Genomic DNA, 14,809 nt, shown 5'->3' with positions numbered 1-14,809 from the left:
GGAGATCAACCACGGCATCCCCGAGACGATCTGCTCGCTCGGCATGGTCGTGCTGTCCGAGGACTCGATCTGCGAACTGCAGCCGGGGGAGAAGCTCGACCTGACCGAGTTCCTCGCGGCCGGCGAGGAGGATCCGCGCAAGAAGAACGCGAACGGATTCCGTCACGTCGGCGACCGCAAGGTGAGCGTCAACCGCATGCCGCTGCGCGTGACCAACCAGTGGGCGTACCATTCGCGGCTGTACGCGGCGGCGCACTTCGTCGCCTCGTATCCGGGACTCGAGCTGGTGCAGCTCAACTCGTTCGGCTGCGGCCTCGACGCGATCACCACCGACCAGGTCTCGGAGATCCTCGCCGACAAGGCCGACGTGTACACGCTGCTCAAGATCGACGAGGTGTCGAACCTGGGTGCGGCGAAGATCCGCCTGCGCTCGCTCAAGGCCGCCGTCGAGGAACGCGAACGCAACAAGGCCAAGGCCGTCGCGGCCGTGTCCGCCGCGGTTTCCGGTGCCGGTGCGTCGGGTGCGTCCGGCATGTCCGGCCTAGCCGGTGCACAGACCGTCGGCAAGCACGATCGGATCGTCGACGCGACGTCCGCCGCCGAACGCGAGGCGCGCGCGGCCGCGCAGGCTGCCGCCCAGGCCAAGGCGCAGGCCGATCTGGCCGCCGCCGAAACGCAGCTCAAGGCAGCGAAGGAACAGCTCGCCGCAGCCGAGGCCGCGGTCAAGGCGGCCGAAGTGAAACGCGCGGCCGTCAACGATCCGTCCGCACGCGATGCGGGTGCCGACGTTCCGTCCGGCGCACCGAAGTCCACCGGCTTCCGCAAGACCGGCTCGACCGCGCCCACGCCGGGCCGCCAGGTCCTGCTCGACACGACTATGGCCGCCAATCCGAAGCTCACCGAATCGGTGCGTCGCGCCTCGCGCCTCGCCGCGCAGCGCGACATCGAAGCGGCCGTCAACGCCAAAACCGTGCTCGCCGGATCCGACGGCACGGTGGACACGCCCGGCAAGGCCGCCAGGAAGGCCAAGTCCGGCCACAACAACGCGACCATGTCGCGCTACGCGCACCGCCAGAAGTTCCTCAAGAACATGAAGCAGGACTATACGATCGTCGCCCCGCAGATGAGCCCGATCCACATGTCCCTCGTCGAGGCGGTCATCCGCTCCGGCGGCTACAAGTTCGACATCCTGAAGCACGCCAGCCGCGAGGACGTCGAAACCGGCCTCAAATACGTGAACAACGACGCCTGCTATCCGGCCATCATGGTCATCGGGCAGCTCATCGACGCGATCATCCAAGGCAAATACGATCCCGACCACGTCGCGCTCGCGATCACGCAGACCGGCGGCATGTGCCGCGCGACCAACTACTTCGGACTCATCCGCAAGGCGCTCATCGACGCCGGCTATCCGCAGATCCCGGTCATCGCGATCTCCACGCAGGGACTCGAGGACAATCCGGGATTCAAGGCCACGCCGGCGCTGCTGCACCGCGCGATCAAGGCGCTGATCCTCGGCGACCTGCTCATGAAGTGCCTGTACCGCGTGCGCCCGTACGAGGTCGAGCCGGGCGCGGCGAACAAGCTGTACGAACAGTGGGACGTGATCGTGCGCGAGACGCTCGAACACCACGGCTTCTCCAAGACCGCGGCCAGGACCCCGTGGCTGAAGAAGGCGTATCTGCCGTACAACGTGATCGCCAAGGAGATCGTCAAGAGCTTCGACGCGCTGCCGCTGCGCGACATTCCGCGCAAGGTGCGCGTCGGCGTGGTCGGCGAGATCCTCGTCAAGTACCAGCCGGACGCGAACAACCATGTGGTCGATGTGATCGAATCGCAGGACTGCGAAGCCGTGGTGCCCGGCATCATGGAGTTCATGACGACCCGCCCGTACATCACCGACTGGAACGAACGCAACCTCGGTATGGGCGGCAACCAGCAGCTCTACGCGCTCATGCGCTGGGGGCTCGACCGGTACAACGCGCCGATCAAGGCGGCCATCGCCACCGCGCACGGCAAGTTCAAGCAGGACGACCCGATGCCCGAACTCGTCAAGAAGGCGGCCGAGGTCACGTCGATCGGCGTGCAGGCCGGCGAAGGCTGGCTGCTGACCGCCGAGATCCTCGAGCTGATCGAACAGGGATGCCCGAACGTGATCTGCGCGCAGCCGTTCGCCTGCCTGCCGAACCACGTGACCGGCCGCGGCATGTTCGGCAAGATCCGCCGCCTGCACCCGGAGGCCAACATCGTCTCCATCGACTATGATCCGGGCGCGAGCGAGGCGAACCAGCTCAACCGCATCAAGCTCATGATCGCGGCGGCGAAGAAGGCCCACGAGAAGCTGACTGTGGCGGACTGAAAAGCGATCTGCGGCACGTGATACTCGCTATGCGGCGACGTATCGCGTGCTGCGCGCGTTGCCGGTGGCTACGATGCTGCCTTCGTGCTCAAGTTTGCGCAGCACATAGGCGGCTCGGTTCTTGTTGATGCCGAGCCGTTGTTGGACTTCCATGCGGGACATGCCGGACTGTGATTCCGTGATAAGGGCCAGCGTGACTTCCTCGAGCGTGCTGGATGCCTGCGGCAGGGGGGCGGCTGCTCCGTCGGTCTCGTCGTTGATACGGTTCAGGGTGATGGTGGCGGGTGTATGGGCTGCGGGAGCCAGTGCGAGTGTCTGCACGTCCTTGCCGGTCGGATATCCCGCCAGTACGGCGGTCTGCACATCACCCTCGATATGGATGGGAGGGCCTGCCGGGAAAAGGTCCCGCGAGGTGCGTCGGTCGCCGATGCGTGGCGGAGCCCCGCCGTTTGTGCTGGTGAGACCGCCGGGACTGTCCGGATGGTCGTCAAGACGGGGCAGGCTGAGCGTAAACGCCCCCGGCGTGATCCGGATGGTGGGAGCCATGCCGTTGCCCTCGTATTCCTCCATGATTTTCGGAATGCCGCTGCCGTAGCTTTCGATGAGCTCCAATCGGTACAGTATGTCGGCGAGTGTTCTGTTACGGGGCTGCGAGATGCCGTTGGTCAGGTCCGTCAGCGTGATGCCTTTCACTAAACCGCCGAGCGAGACGAATTCCATGCGATCGGCGAAGACGCTGATGAGCGTAGGACCGGAATAATCGTAATCCCGGTGGGCAACGGCGTTGAGCAGTGCCTCCCTGAGAGCTGACGGAGGGTAGGCGTAGGAATCGTTCCGATAGAGTCCGACGATCTCGGAGCGCACCGGATTATTGAGTTCCAAGTAGCGGCTTGCTTCGTCGAGCTGCTGCAGCAGCGATCCCCGGAATTCCTGACGGGCCAGGAACCGTGACTTCGTCGTTCCTTGGTAGACCGCGCATTTCACGCTATGCCGGCATTGGTCCGACAGCAATGCTGCGGCATTGGTGTATAGGCCGTCCTCATTGATCATGCCCAGAGATCGTTGCTGCGCTTCTCCCCATGCCAGGTGCTGCCGCTGAAACACATTGACGGCATAGTTGAATGTCAGGTCCTGATCGATGCTCACCGCGGCGTCGAACGACGTTCCGTCCGCCTCCCGGATCATCTGCCGGATGCGTTCCTCTCCGGCCGGAACGGCGGATACCCCATGCCGTATGAAGATGCCCGTGGGACGCAGGCCTTTTGCGGACAGATAATATGGTTGCTTCGTTCCTCGGAGCACGGTGACATGGACCACTGAGCGCTCTGTGCCATCCATGTCCTCCATGGAGTCGCATGCGATGGTGGTGTATGCGGTCAGATCCGGTTTGATGGTATTGCGGATCATGTCTCCGACCGCACCCATCGTGCCGTCCGGGTCGTCGACGCCTACGGGAGTCCCGTCGTCATCGATGCCGATGTACAGATCGCCGCCTTCGGTGTTGGCGAATGCGATGATCTCCCGCTTGACGGCGTCGTTGAGTTGCCTTTTGAACTCGACCGTCGCGCTTTCCCGTAGCCGGATCATCATCGCTCCTTCCGCCGTCATCGATGAATTCATCGTAATTCATCGATGGGACGGTGCGACACGCCGTATGCTTGTCTTGCGGTTCGTTGATTTGACGACATCACGCGCATAGGAGGTTATGCCGCGACGGTGGGACGGGATGGATCTGACCGCCGCGGCCTGCCGCCGATATGGCATGTGCGGCGGCGGGCGCGTATACTGGCCGATGAATGTGATCAGCTGCAAGGTTGCGCTCAACCAGCGGATCGACGGGGAGACAAACCGGCGGACCGGCACACACTGCGACGATGACATGGCACGCCGATGGTGCATGGCGTGCCCAAGTTGCACGTTCCCCACGAATCCGGAGCCGATATGCCTGTCGATACGTCATACAACCCGTACCCGCACGATGCCGCCGCCCGCGGCCTCAACCAACCCGAACCCGAAATCCGTCCCGCCGTCGAGCCGCGGCTGCGATCGTTCCGCTACGCGAACGTCGCCCTGTCGGACGGCCATTGGAAACGCCAGCGCGACCACGTCGTGAACCTGTACCTGAGCCTGCCCGACGACGACATCCTGCAGTCCGCGCTGCGCGGCACGGGAGTGGACATCGGCGCCCGGGGACTGGGCGGCTGGGGCGGCACGTTCGGCCAGATGCTCGCCTCGTTCGCCAAACTGTACGCGGTCACCGGCGACTTCCGGCTCAAAGCCAAGGCGATCGACCTGTTCGAACGCTGGTTCGCGCTCGCCGGCGAGCATGACGAACTGCTTCGGCTCGGCACCTACGACTATGAGAAGATGCTCGGCGGTCTGCTCGACATGGACGAGATCATGGGCTACGACGCGCAGGGCCGCGTGCGCGAGGCCGTCAGCCGGCTCACCGACGCGGCGATGCGCGACTTCGACGAGTCGATCCCGCGCGACGGCCTGCAGGACGGGCGCATGAAGGGGCAGATCGAATGGTATACGCTGCCGGAGAACCTGTACCGCGCATGGCTGCGCTACGGCGACGGCAAGTACCGCGACTACGCCGGGCGGTGGCGCTACGACTACCTGTGGGACAAGGTCGCCGCGCGCGACTTCGCCTCGATCGGCCCGCGGCACGCCTACAGCCACGTCAACGCGCTGTCGAGCCTGGCCCGTGAATACGAGGCGACCGGCGACGCCGGCGATCTCGACGTGCTGCGCGCCGCCTACGACGAGCTGCTGGCGAGGCATACGTATGCGACCGGCGGCTACGGGCCGGGGGAGAACCTGTTCGTCGAACGCGACGGCTATCTCGGGTTCATGCTCATGTCGCCGTGGGACCTGCACGGCGAGGACCCCACGTTCCGCAACTTCGCCGGCGAGCGCGTGGCACGCAGCGACGCGTGGGGCAGCTGCGAGGTGTCCTGCTGCTCGTGGGCCGTGTTCAAGCTGTGCGACTATCTGCTGCGCTTCACGGGCGAGGCGCGGTACGGCGCGTGGGCCGAGCGCATGCTGCTCAACTGCGTGGGCGGCCAGCCGGACATCAAGCCGAACGGCGAGCTGCTGTACTATGCGAACTATTTCGCGGACGGCGGCATGAAGTCCACCGTCGACCGCCGTCTGCAGCGCGAGGGTCAGAACTTCCGCTGGCAGTGCTGTTCCGGCACGTTCCCGCAGGACGTCGCCGAGTACGCGAACATGCTGTATTACGCGGACGACGACGCGCTGTACGTGACGCAGTACCTGCCGTCGAGCGTGCGCTGGGATCGCGGCGGGCGCGCGGTGGCGGTCGAGAACTTCTCCGACTGGCCTCGCGACGGTCGGATCCGGCTGCGCGTGGACGGCGGCGGCATGCGGTTCGCGCTGCGGCTGCGCGTGCCGGACTGGGCGGACGGCGCGGATGCGGTGCGCGTGAACGGGCGTCGCGTCGACGTTCCGGTGCGGCCGAACGACTGGCTGACCGTCGAGCGATGCTGGGACGACGGCGATCTGCTGGAGTTCGATGTGCCGTATCGGCTGCGGTTCGTGCCCGTCGACGATGCGCGGCCCGATCTGGTCGCGCTGTGCTATGGCCCGGTCGTGCTGGTGAGCGACGAGATGACGCTGCTGTCGGGCGACCGTGACCGGCCGCAGGACTGGATCGTGCCGGTGGAGGGGGAGACGATGACGTTCCGCACGCTGCCCGGCCACGCCGGCCTGCCCGCGTGGCAGACGCGCACGTTCTCGCCGTACTACCTGTATCCGCAGGACCGCTGGTATTTCATGTACCACCGCATCTACGCGGACGACGACCGGCGTCGCGACGCGGTGCGCATGGTCAATATGGGCTGACGGCGGGCCGATGCCGGACTGATGTCGGCCCGGCGGACGGGGCGGACGTACGACGACGTCGCCCGTCCCGTATGCCGCGGTGCGGATACGCGGAATTCCGCGCGACTCGCCGTGGAACATCCGCTGGTTCGATGATTTGACAAAAACACGGGGGCGGTTATATCGTTATAGACGTCAGGTTTTAGCGCTACAACCCAATGGCGAGTAGGGCTAAAGTCTGGTGAAACAGTATCGGGGCGGGAGGCACTGGTTGACCCCAGGCTCCGACAACTCAGTGAGGAGTAGAACATGAGGAACATTCGTTTCGGGGAAGGCCCGTCCTTCTCCAGGAAAGGTCTGAAGACCGCCATCGCAGCGACGCTCGCGGCCTCCACCCTGGTCAGCGTGGCCGCCTGCGGCGGCAACGACACCGCCACCACCGAAGACGGCAAGCCGGTGCTCAACATCGCCGTCGCCAAGCACTCCCTGACCAAGAAGATGTCGCAGATGAAGTGGGTCTCCGACCTCGAAAAGGAATGCGGCTGCGTCATCAAGTGGCAGGAGGTCAGCTCCGACTGGGATCAGAAGAAGCAGGCGTGGTTCGCCGCCGGCAACGTGCCGGACATGATCCTCAAGGGCGTCAACATGACCGACATGGCCACCTACGGCTCCCTGTTCGAGGACCTGTCCGACGACCTCGACAAGATGCCGAACGTCAAGGAGATGTTCGAGCAGGTGCCCACCGCCAAGAAGATCGTCACTGAATCCGACGGCAAGATCCACATCCTGCCCTCCGTCAAAAAGGGATGGCCCACCACCGTCAGCCACCTGTACATCAACCAGAAGTGGCTTGACGCCGTCGGCATGAAGATGCCCACCACCTGGGACGAGCTGTACGACGTGCTCGTCGCCTTCAAGGAGAAGGACCCGAACGGCAACGGCAAGGCCGACGAGGTCCCGTTCGACTTCCACTCCCCGGGCACCGGCGGCTTCGGCGACTACCAGCCGCACCTGCTGCTCGGCAGCCTCGGCCTCACCCTGTCGAGCAACTCCGGCACCGGCTACTTCGTCGACGACAACAAGGTCCAGAACTTCTTCATCGACGAGCGCTTCAAGGAAGTCATCGAATTCCTCAACAAGTGCTGGTCCGCGGGCCTGATCAACAAGGAGGCCTTCACCCACGACTACTCCACCGCGCAGTCCTTCGCCCGCGGCGAGGGCGACACCGCCAAGGTGGGCGTGACCTGGGGCTGGACCGCATCCGACCGCTTCGGCGCCCAGCTCGCCGACCAGTACGAGCCCGTCGGCCCGCTCAAGGCCAAGGCCGACCAGACCGAGCCGGTCGTGGGCGAATACCGCAAGGACTCGCTGGCCTACAACAACATCGCGCTCGCCATCTCCGCCAAGACCAAGAACAAGGAGGCCGCGCTCAAGGTGGCCAACGCGTTCTACGGCGAGGACATGTCCATCGAGCTGCTGTGGGGCGACCTCGGCACCGACACCGAGAAGACCGGCGACCACTCCTACAAGGTGCTCCCGCCCGCCGACTCCTCCAAGGACTCCTCCACCTGGAAGTGGACCGAGACGCTGGCCGACGACTCCCCGTCGTGGATCCGCGAGGACGACGAGATCGAATACCCGGCCGATCTGATCGAGGTGCAGGAGGACGAGAAGCCGATGCAGTCCGCGTTCGATGCGGTCGACACCAAGAACGACATCATGCCGGCCTTCCTGCAGCTGTCCGCCGATGATCTCAAGACCATCCAGCTGAACAACACCACGATCCTCAACACCACGATGAGCAAGTTCTCGACGTGGGTCACCAAGGGCGGCGTCGACAAGGAATGGGATGCCTACGTCAACACGCTCAAGAAGGCCAACATCGAGCAGAACATCGAGATCTACCAGAAGGCGTACGACGACTACATGAAGAGCTGACGCCCGACCGACTCCGGGGCGGAGGGCGGCTGCCCGCCCCCGCCCCGTCTCTCCACTCGCATGCCGGCGCGGCAGCCGCGCCGGCCGTTCAACGAAGAAACGCAAACATAGGGGGCAAACCATGAGTGCGGAGGCACAGGGCGCGCGCGCCGATGCGCGTGCCAAACGCGAGGCGCAGAAGGCAAAGGACAAGCGCGCCGCCGAACTGCAGAAGCAGTACGGACATCGCAAACTCGGATTCAAGCAGACGTTCAAGCGGTACTGGCAGCTGTGGGCGATGGCCCTGCCGGCCGTCATCTTCGTGGCCATCTTCAACTACGGCCCGATGTACGGCATCCAGCTGGCCTTCCGCGAATTCGACTTCACCAAGGGCCTGACCGGCGGGGAATGGGTCGGCTTCAAATACTTCAAGCAGTTCTTCGATTCCCCGCTGTTCGGCACGCTGATGATCAACACCGTCCGCATCTCGCTGTGGACGCTGGTCATGGGCTTCATCTTCCCGATCATCCTCGCGCTGCTCATCAACCAGATCCACTCCAGCAAGGTGAAGGGCTTCGTGCAGACCATCACGTACCTGCCGCACTTCATCTCCACCGTGGTCGTCGTCTCGATGATCAACCTGTTCCTCAAGCCCGACGTCGGCGTGCTCACCCGCGCGCTCGGCGTGATCGGCATCCACTCCGACAACTTCATGGGCGACCCGAACCTGTTCACCCCGATCTACTGGATCTCCGAGGTCTGGCAGCACGTCGGCTGGAACTCGATCATCTACCTCGCCGCGCTCTCCAGCGTGGACACCGCGCTCTACGAGGCGGCCAAGATCGACGGCGCCGGCCGCCTGCAGCTCATCCGCTACGTCGACATCCCCGCGATCCTGCCCACCTGCGGCGTGCTGCTCATCCTGAACATGGGCGGCGTGCTCAACGTCGGCTTCGAGAAGGTGTTCCTCATGCAGAACACGCTCAACATCGACGCCTCCGAGGTCATCTCCACCTACACCTACAAGATCGGCCTGCTGCAAAGCCAGTTCAGCTATTCGACGGCCATCGGCCTGTTCAACATGCTCATCAACTTCGCGTTCCTGATCATCGCGAACCAAGTCTCGAGGAAGGTGTCGAACTCGGGCATCTTCTAGGCCCGGCTCGACGGAAGGAAAGTGATATCGATGAGCGCAACCGCAACATCGCCCGCGTCCAAGGGACTGGACGCCTCGAACGGCAAGATCCAGGCCCCCGGCCGGGCCGACATCCCCGAGAACAAGAAGCACATCACGCAGCGCACGCCAGGCGACTGGGTAATCGACATCATCATCTGGGCGCTCGTCGCCTTCGTGATCGTCTCGATCATCTACCCGCTGTGGTTCGTGATCATCGCGTCCGTCTCCAACCAGACGCTCGTCAACAACGGCCAGGTGCTGGTGCTGCCCAAGGGCTTCTCGTGGTACGGCTATGAGCAGATCTTCCAGGACAGCCGCATCTGGACCGGCTATCGCAACACGATCCTCTACGCGGTCGTGGGCACCCTGCTCAACCTCGTCATCACGCTGCCGGCCGCGTTCGCGCTGTCGCGCAGCGAGTTCCGCGGACGCCGCCTAATCATGCTGTTCTTCACGATCACCATGTTCGTCAACGGCGGCCTGATCCCGACCTACCTGCTCTACAAGCAGGTCGGCCTGATCGACAGCTGGCTGGTGTTCATCATCCCGTGCGCGGTCAACGTGTACAACCTGATCATCGCCCGCTCGTTCTTCGAGACCTCGATCCCCGAGGAGCTGCACGACGCCGCGCAGATCGACGGCCTCGGCTACTTCAGCTACTTCGTCAGGATCGTCCTGCCGCTGAGCTCCGCGATCGTCGCCGTCATCGGCCTGTACTATCTGGTGCAGCACTGGAACGACTTCTTCACCGGCCTGATCTACATCAACACGTACGAGAAGCAGCCGCTGCAGATGGTGCTGCGCGACATCCTGCTCGCCAACAGCGCGTTCGCCGGCGGCAGCGGATCGACCGCGGGCGCCGGCTACGGCCAGGAGCTCGCCGACCAGATCAAGTACGGCGTGATCATCGCCTCCACCCTGCCGCTGTTGGTCATCTACCCCTTCATCCAGAAGTACTTCAACAAGGGCGTGATGATCGGAGCCATCAAGGGCTGAGCCGTGAAGCGGACGGTCCGGTGGACTGTCCGTAGGCTCGGCCTGAGCGAGACGATAGTCGAGCGAGGGCAGGATCGAGCCCGAGCGCAGCGAGGTCCGTAATCGCAGGACCGACGCGTCAAGCAGACCGGCCACCAGAATCAAGGGCCGCGCGGGCCCTTGCCACCAGACGATCCGCGTGTGGGACAGTTCCTTTCCTCCACTCACCCGCACGCGAATCATGACCGCGCCGCCTTGCGCACCCCGCCTCGCCGGAGGGTTCCCTTGCCTCCGGCCCTCCGCGCCCGGGGTGTGCGGGCGGCGCATTTTTCCGTATTCCGGCAGTCCGTCCATGAGAGTAATGGTGAGACCCATGTCCCTGTTTTCCGAACGCTACATGACCGCGATGCGGTTCGTGCTCGTCGCCTTCGTCGTGTTCGTGGCCTCGCTGGCCCACACGCTGCTCGGCCTGGTCGTCGTCGGACTGTTCCCCTCGCTGGGCGCCACCGTGGGCGTGTTCCGCCGTTGGGCGCTGGCCGAGGACCGCACCTGGACGATCAAGGAGACCTGGCTGCTGTTCCACCGGCTGTGGAAGTCCGAACTCGCCGGATCGAACGCGCTCGGATGGCTCGAGGCCGTGCTGTGGGCGGTGCTGCTGTTCGACTACTGGGTCGTCAACTTCCATGAGACCTCGGCGTTCGGCACGTTCCTTGCGGGCTTCCTGCTCGTGCTCATGGTCTTCTCGCTGCTCGTCACCGCCGTCTCATGGGTGCTGCACGCGCATTTCACCGAAAACACGGCGTGGGTGTTCCGCATGTCGGTGCAGATGATCATCGCCCGTCCGCTGATGAGCCTGATCCTGGCCTGCGGCGAGCTGGCCGCGCTGGCCGCATGCTGGCAGTGGCCCGGCCTGTTCATGACCTTCGGCTGGACGATCTTCGCCGCGGTGGCCACCTGGGTGGTGTGGATGTACGGCAAACTGCCCGGATTCATGCCGGCCCCGCGCGAGAAGCGCAAGTAGTCGGTTATCGGTTTTTCATATAGCCGGCCGGCCGCGTCGCGGCGAGTCGGTCGGCTAAGCTGGGCGCATGAGTACACCGCGTATCAGTTATGCCCATCTGCTAGCCAAGCCGAACCCGAAGCATGTCCAAAGCCTGCTCGACTTCTTCGAGCACGGACGCTCCAAACGAGGCACGGGCGGCTTCGGCGTGGAGATCGAACATCTGCCGGTGCATAACAGCGACGACACCGCGGTGAGTTACTACGAGCCGAACGGCATCGAAACGCTGCTGCGCCGCATTGCCCCGTACTACGACAAAGACAAGGAATACTGGGAGAACGGCCATCTGGTGGGCCTCGCGCGCGAGGGCATCACCGTCTCGCTCGAGCCGGGCGGCCAGGTCGAATGCTCGCTCGGCATTCTCAAGCAGCCCGAGGATCTCAACACGCTGTACCGCGCGTTCCGCCGCGACGTCGACCCGGTGCTCGACGAGCTCGACTTCCGCCTCGTCAACTACGGCTACCAGCCGAAGTCCAGCTACGCGGACGTCAAGGTCAATCCGAAGGACCGCTACGACGCGATGACCGCGTATCTCGGCCGCGTCGGCCAGTTCGGCCCGTGCATGATGCGCTGCTCGTCGTCCACGCAGGTGAGCATCGACTACGTCGACGAACGGGATTCGATCGAAAAGCTGCGTCTCGGCACGATCGTCGGGCCGATCCTCGCCTGGTACTTCCGCAACACGCCGTATTTCGAAGGCCAGCCGAACCCGTGGCCGCTGCTGCGCCAGCGTATGTGGGACTATCTCGACTTCCAGCGCACGAACGTGATCCCCGGCCTGTTCGATCCGCGCTTCGGCTGGGAGGACTATGCGGTCGACGTGCTGTCCACGCCGCTCATGTTCGCCGACCTGACCCACACGCCGGAGGCTGAGGGCCTGAGCGGCAAGGAGCTGCATCATCCGGCGTTCTACGAGAACGCGGGCGACGTGTATCCCGACCGCGAGCTCAACCCGTACGAGATCAACCACATCATCTCCACGCACTTCAACGACGTGCGTCTGAAGAACTTCATCGAACTGCGCCACTGGGATTCGCTGCCGGTCGCGCGCGCCGAACGGCTCACCGAGATCATCGCGTCGCTGTTCTACGTGCCCGAGAACCGTGAACGGCTCGTCAGCTACTTCGAGGGCATCCGCGAGGAGGACGTGTTCGAAGCGAAGGCGAACCTGCAGGCGCACGGTCGCAACTCGTCGCCGTACGGCCAGCCGCTCGAATTCTGGAAGGAGTTCCTCGGCATCGAAGGCATCCTCGCCGACGAGCCGGGCGATCCGAAGCACCCCGACGTGTTCCAGGCGTAGCGGAGCGGGCCGGAAGGCCGAGACGAAAGCATTCAGAACAGCGGGTCCATGCCGGAATCCCGCTGTTCCTTGCTTTTGCCGGCCGAATGGCCCTTCCAGCGCGCTTCGACCACCCATTCGCCGTTGCGGTTCACGGTGCGCGCCTCGAACATGCGGTCCTCGAAGCCGCGGCGCGTGCCATGCGATATCTTCCACGCCGCATTCCACGCGCTGCGCCGGTTCGCGGAGGCGAGCACGACCTGCCAGCCGCGTTTCGCCTTCAGCCATGCGGCCAGATCCGGACCGTTGCGTTTGATGTCGCCGATCGGCCGCGAGTCCTCCAGCTGCGCGTTGAGGCCCTTCCGGCGGCAGGACTGGAGGAAACGGGCCGCTTCGAGATCGTCGTCGAAACTGACGCGAATGACCGTCTGCTTGCTCATGGCACCGATTGTAGCTGTGCCTCGTCCCTCGGGCCGCGCGAGCCCGCCCGGATTCGGTATGCAGTACCGTCTGGATTCGCCCGGATACGCATGGATTCGGCACGAAACCGTCGCGGATTTACTCGGATTGGTCGGGATGGGTCCGGTATGGTCCGTCCGTCAACACTGTCCGTCGACGATTGATCGTGCACAAAGATGCCCGATCGTGTTTGATACCGTTCGTTTCGGCCTGCGCTCGCATTACGATGGTACCGATACGGTTCGGTTGCCGCGGACGATGCGCGGCGGAAAGGCGGATCCGATGGGGCAAGGCGCACGGCACGGACGACACGGCGGTCGGTCCGGCGCGGTTTCCGCATCGTCGGCGTCACGATCGTCATTCACGCCGCGAACGTTCGCCGAGGTGACCGACGTGACCGACGTGATGATCATGCGCCGCAAGCTGCGCCGATCGCTGGTCATGATGCGCGCGTTCGCGGCGCTGCTGCTCGTCGCGGCCATCGCGGTCGCCGGATATCCGCTCGCGTTGCAGTATCGCAGCGCGGTGGAACTGCAGCGCACGTCGGACGACATCGCGGCCCGCGTGGCCGACTGGTCGCCGGACAAGGTGCGTGACGAACTCGCGTCGGCACGCGCCTACAACAAACGACTCGCCGCATCCGGACAGCCGGTGCTGGGCGAGGCGGTCGACCCGTTCTCCTCGCAGGCCGGCGGGTCGCATGCCAAGGGCGAGGACACCACGTCCGCCAAGGACAAGGACTACCAGTCGCAGCTCGACACCGGCGGCGGCGTGATGGGCACCATCCGCATCCCGAAGGTCTCGATCGACCTGCCGATCTACCACGGCACCTCGCAGGAGGCGCTCGCCTCCGGAGCCGGTCACCTGTACGGCACCAGCCTGCCGGTGGGCGGCAAGTCGACGCATTCGGTCATCACCGGTCATCGCGGACTGGTCGAGGCGCTGATGTTCACGCGGCTCGACGAGATGCAGCAGGGCGACTTCTTCTACATCGAGGTGATGGGGGAGACGCTCGCCTATCAGGTGGATCGCATCAGCGTGATCAAGCCGGACGATACGCGTCTGCTGCGTGTCGTGGACGGCGAGGATCGCGTGACGCTGATGACGTGCACCCCGTACGGCGTGAACACGCATCGACTGCTGGTATCCGGCCACCGTGTGGCGATTCCCGTGCCGGCACCGTATCCGAACGACGTGCTTGACGGACGCACGATCGGGTTGGCGGTCGGCGGCGGACTGCTGGCGGTCGGCTGGGGTGCGCTCGCCGTGGTCCGGCGCCGGCGGATGCGGCGCAGGCCGATGATGGCGATGCGGCATGCGGCAGGTGGTGCGATTGATGGTGACGGTGGTGGCGGCGGTGCAGCTGCTGGTGATGTCGCTGTCGGTGATACGGGGAAGCGGACCGTGGCCTGATTCGCGAATGAGGATTGGGATTCATGCGTATGCCGTGTCGCGTTCACGTTGGCGTTTCCTGCGGGGATTAGCGTGTGCGGTAGCGGCTCGGAGCGTGGATGAGGCCGGTATTCGTATGAATTGACGGCTTCGCGACACGCCGAGGGAGCCGTTTGTTTTCAACGGTTTCTTGGGTTTCTTTGTGATGCGGTTTGCGTGGATCGTGATTCACGTGTATGTTTATCTCTTGCTGCTCAGCGCGGCGGGGTTCTTCTCCTTGAGGGGTTCGGCCCGCTGGTGTGGTGGTGGTTTGAGAACTCAAGAGCGTGTTTGTACTACTTTTTA

The 14,809-nt window shown here is 64.3% G+C and carries 9 protein-coding genes and 1 pseudogene; 8 read left to right on the top strand and 2 right to left on the bottom strand.

Annotation, left to right across the window (positions count from 1 at the left end; genetic code table 11):
• Positions 1-2,359 (top strand): annotated as a pseudogene (locus tag JS533_RS12045) (2-hydroxyacyl-CoA dehydratase); the annotation flags it as partial.
• 27 nt (positions 2,360-2,386) lie between these two features.
• Here the strand turns inward: JS533_RS12045 and JS533_RS12040 are convergent.
• A complete protein-coding gene (locus JS533_RS12040) occupies positions 2,387-3,979 on the bottom strand; it encodes an ATP-binding protein (RefSeq protein WP_241514902.1) in 1,593 nt (530 codons plus the stop codon).
• Between the two features lie 321 nt (positions 3,980-4,300).
• Here JS533_RS12040 and JS533_RS12035 point away from each other — a divergent pair, with 321 nt between their 5' ends.
• From JS533_RS12035 to JS533_RS12010, 6 genes are all read left to right on the top strand, one after another.
• Complete coding sequence (locus JS533_RS12035) at positions 4,301-6,226, top strand: beta-L-arabinofuranosidase domain-containing protein (RefSeq protein WP_241514900.1); 1,926 nt, start codon at positions 4,301-4,303, stop codon at positions 6,224-6,226.
• A 288-nt stretch (positions 6,227-6,514) separates the two neighbouring features.
• Positions 6,515-8,143 (top strand): extracellular solute-binding protein, encoded by a 1,629-nt coding sequence (locus JS533_RS12030; protein WP_241514899.1) that lies wholly within the window; start codon positions 6,515-6,517, stop codon positions 8,141-8,143.
• A 121-nt stretch (positions 8,144-8,264) separates the two neighbouring features.
• A complete protein-coding gene (locus JS533_RS12025; RefSeq protein WP_241514897.1) occupies positions 8,265-9,278 on the top strand; it encodes an ABC transporter permease in 1,014 nt (337 codons plus the stop codon).
• 30 nt (positions 9,279-9,308) lie between these two features.
• The gene (locus tag JS533_RS12020; protein ID WP_241514895.1) at positions 9,309-10,295 is read left to right on the top strand and encodes a carbohydrate ABC transporter permease; all 987 of its coding nucleotides are present in this window, start codon (positions 9,309-9,311) and stop codon (positions 10,293-10,295) included.
• Between the two features lie 352 nt (positions 10,296-10,647).
• Positions 10,648-11,295, top strand: a complete 648-nt coding sequence (locus tag JS533_RS12015) for a YesL family protein (RefSeq protein WP_241514893.1) — start codon at positions 10,648-10,650, stop codon at positions 11,293-11,295.
• Positions 11,296-11,362: 67 nt separating this feature from the next.
• Positions 11,363-12,634, top strand: coding sequence for a glutamate-cysteine ligase family protein (locus JS533_RS12010; protein ID WP_241514892.1), 1,272 nt, complete (start codon positions 11,363-11,365; stop codon positions 12,632-12,634).
• 32 nt (positions 12,635-12,666) lie between these two features.
• Here the strand turns inward: JS533_RS12010 and JS533_RS12005 are convergent, their stop codons facing one another.
• Entirely contained in the window at positions 12,667-13,053 is a 387-nt protein-coding gene (locus JS533_RS12005; protein ID WP_241514890.1) for a hypothetical protein, read from the bottom strand.
• Positions 13,054-13,354: 301 nt separating this feature from the next.
• Here JS533_RS12005 and JS533_RS12000 point away from each other — a divergent pair, with 301 nt between their 5' ends.
• Positions 13,355-14,485 (top strand): class C sortase, encoded by a 1,131-nt coding sequence (locus tag JS533_RS12000; RefSeq protein ID WP_241514888.1) that lies wholly within the window; start codon positions 13,355-13,357, stop codon positions 14,483-14,485.
• The last annotated feature ends 324 nt before the right edge of the window (positions 14,486-14,809 follow it).

Origin of the sequence: Bifidobacterium amazonense, assembly GCF_018555435.2 — a bacterium.
Lineage (GTDB): Bacteria > Actinomycetota > Actinomycetes > Actinomycetales > Bifidobacteriaceae > Bifidobacterium > Bifidobacterium amazonense.
This window is presented reverse-complemented; position numbering and strand designations above follow the sequence as displayed.

Excerpts from the sequence above, each read along its gene's own strand:
- JS533_RS12005 (WP_241514890.1), bottom strand. The coding sequence starts at position 13,053 with ATGAGCAAGCAGACGGTCATTCGCGTCAGTTTCGACGACGATCTCGAA.
- JS533_RS12010 (WP_241514892.1), top strand. The coding sequence starts at position 11,363 with ATGAGTACACCGCGTATCAGTTATGCCCATCTGCTAGCCAAGCCGAAC.
- JS533_RS12040 (WP_241514902.1), bottom strand. The coding sequence starts at position 3,979 with ATGAATTCATCGATGACGGCGGAAGGAGCGATGATGATCCGGCTACGG.
- JS533_RS12015 (WP_241514893.1), top strand. The coding sequence starts at position 10,648 with ATGTCCCTGTTTTCCGAACGCTACATGACCGCGATGCGGTTCGTGCTC.
- JS533_RS12025 (WP_241514897.1), top strand. The coding sequence starts at position 8,265 with ATGAGTGCGGAGGCACAGGGCGCGCGCGCCGATGCGCGTGCCAAACGC.
- JS533_RS12020 (WP_241514895.1), top strand. The coding sequence starts at position 9,309 with ATGAGCGCAACCGCAACATCGCCCGCGTCCAAGGGACTGGACGCCTCG.
- JS533_RS12000 (WP_241514888.1), top strand. The coding sequence starts at position 13,355 with ATGGGGCAAGGCGCACGGCACGGACGACACGGCGGTCGGTCCGGCGCG.
- JS533_RS12035 (WP_241514900.1), top strand. The coding sequence starts at position 4,301 with ATGCCTGTCGATACGTCATACAACCCGTACCCGCACGATGCCGCCGCC.
- JS533_RS12030 (WP_241514899.1), top strand. The coding sequence starts at position 6,515 with ATGAGGAACATTCGTTTCGGGGAAGGCCCGTCCTTCTCCAGGAAAGGT.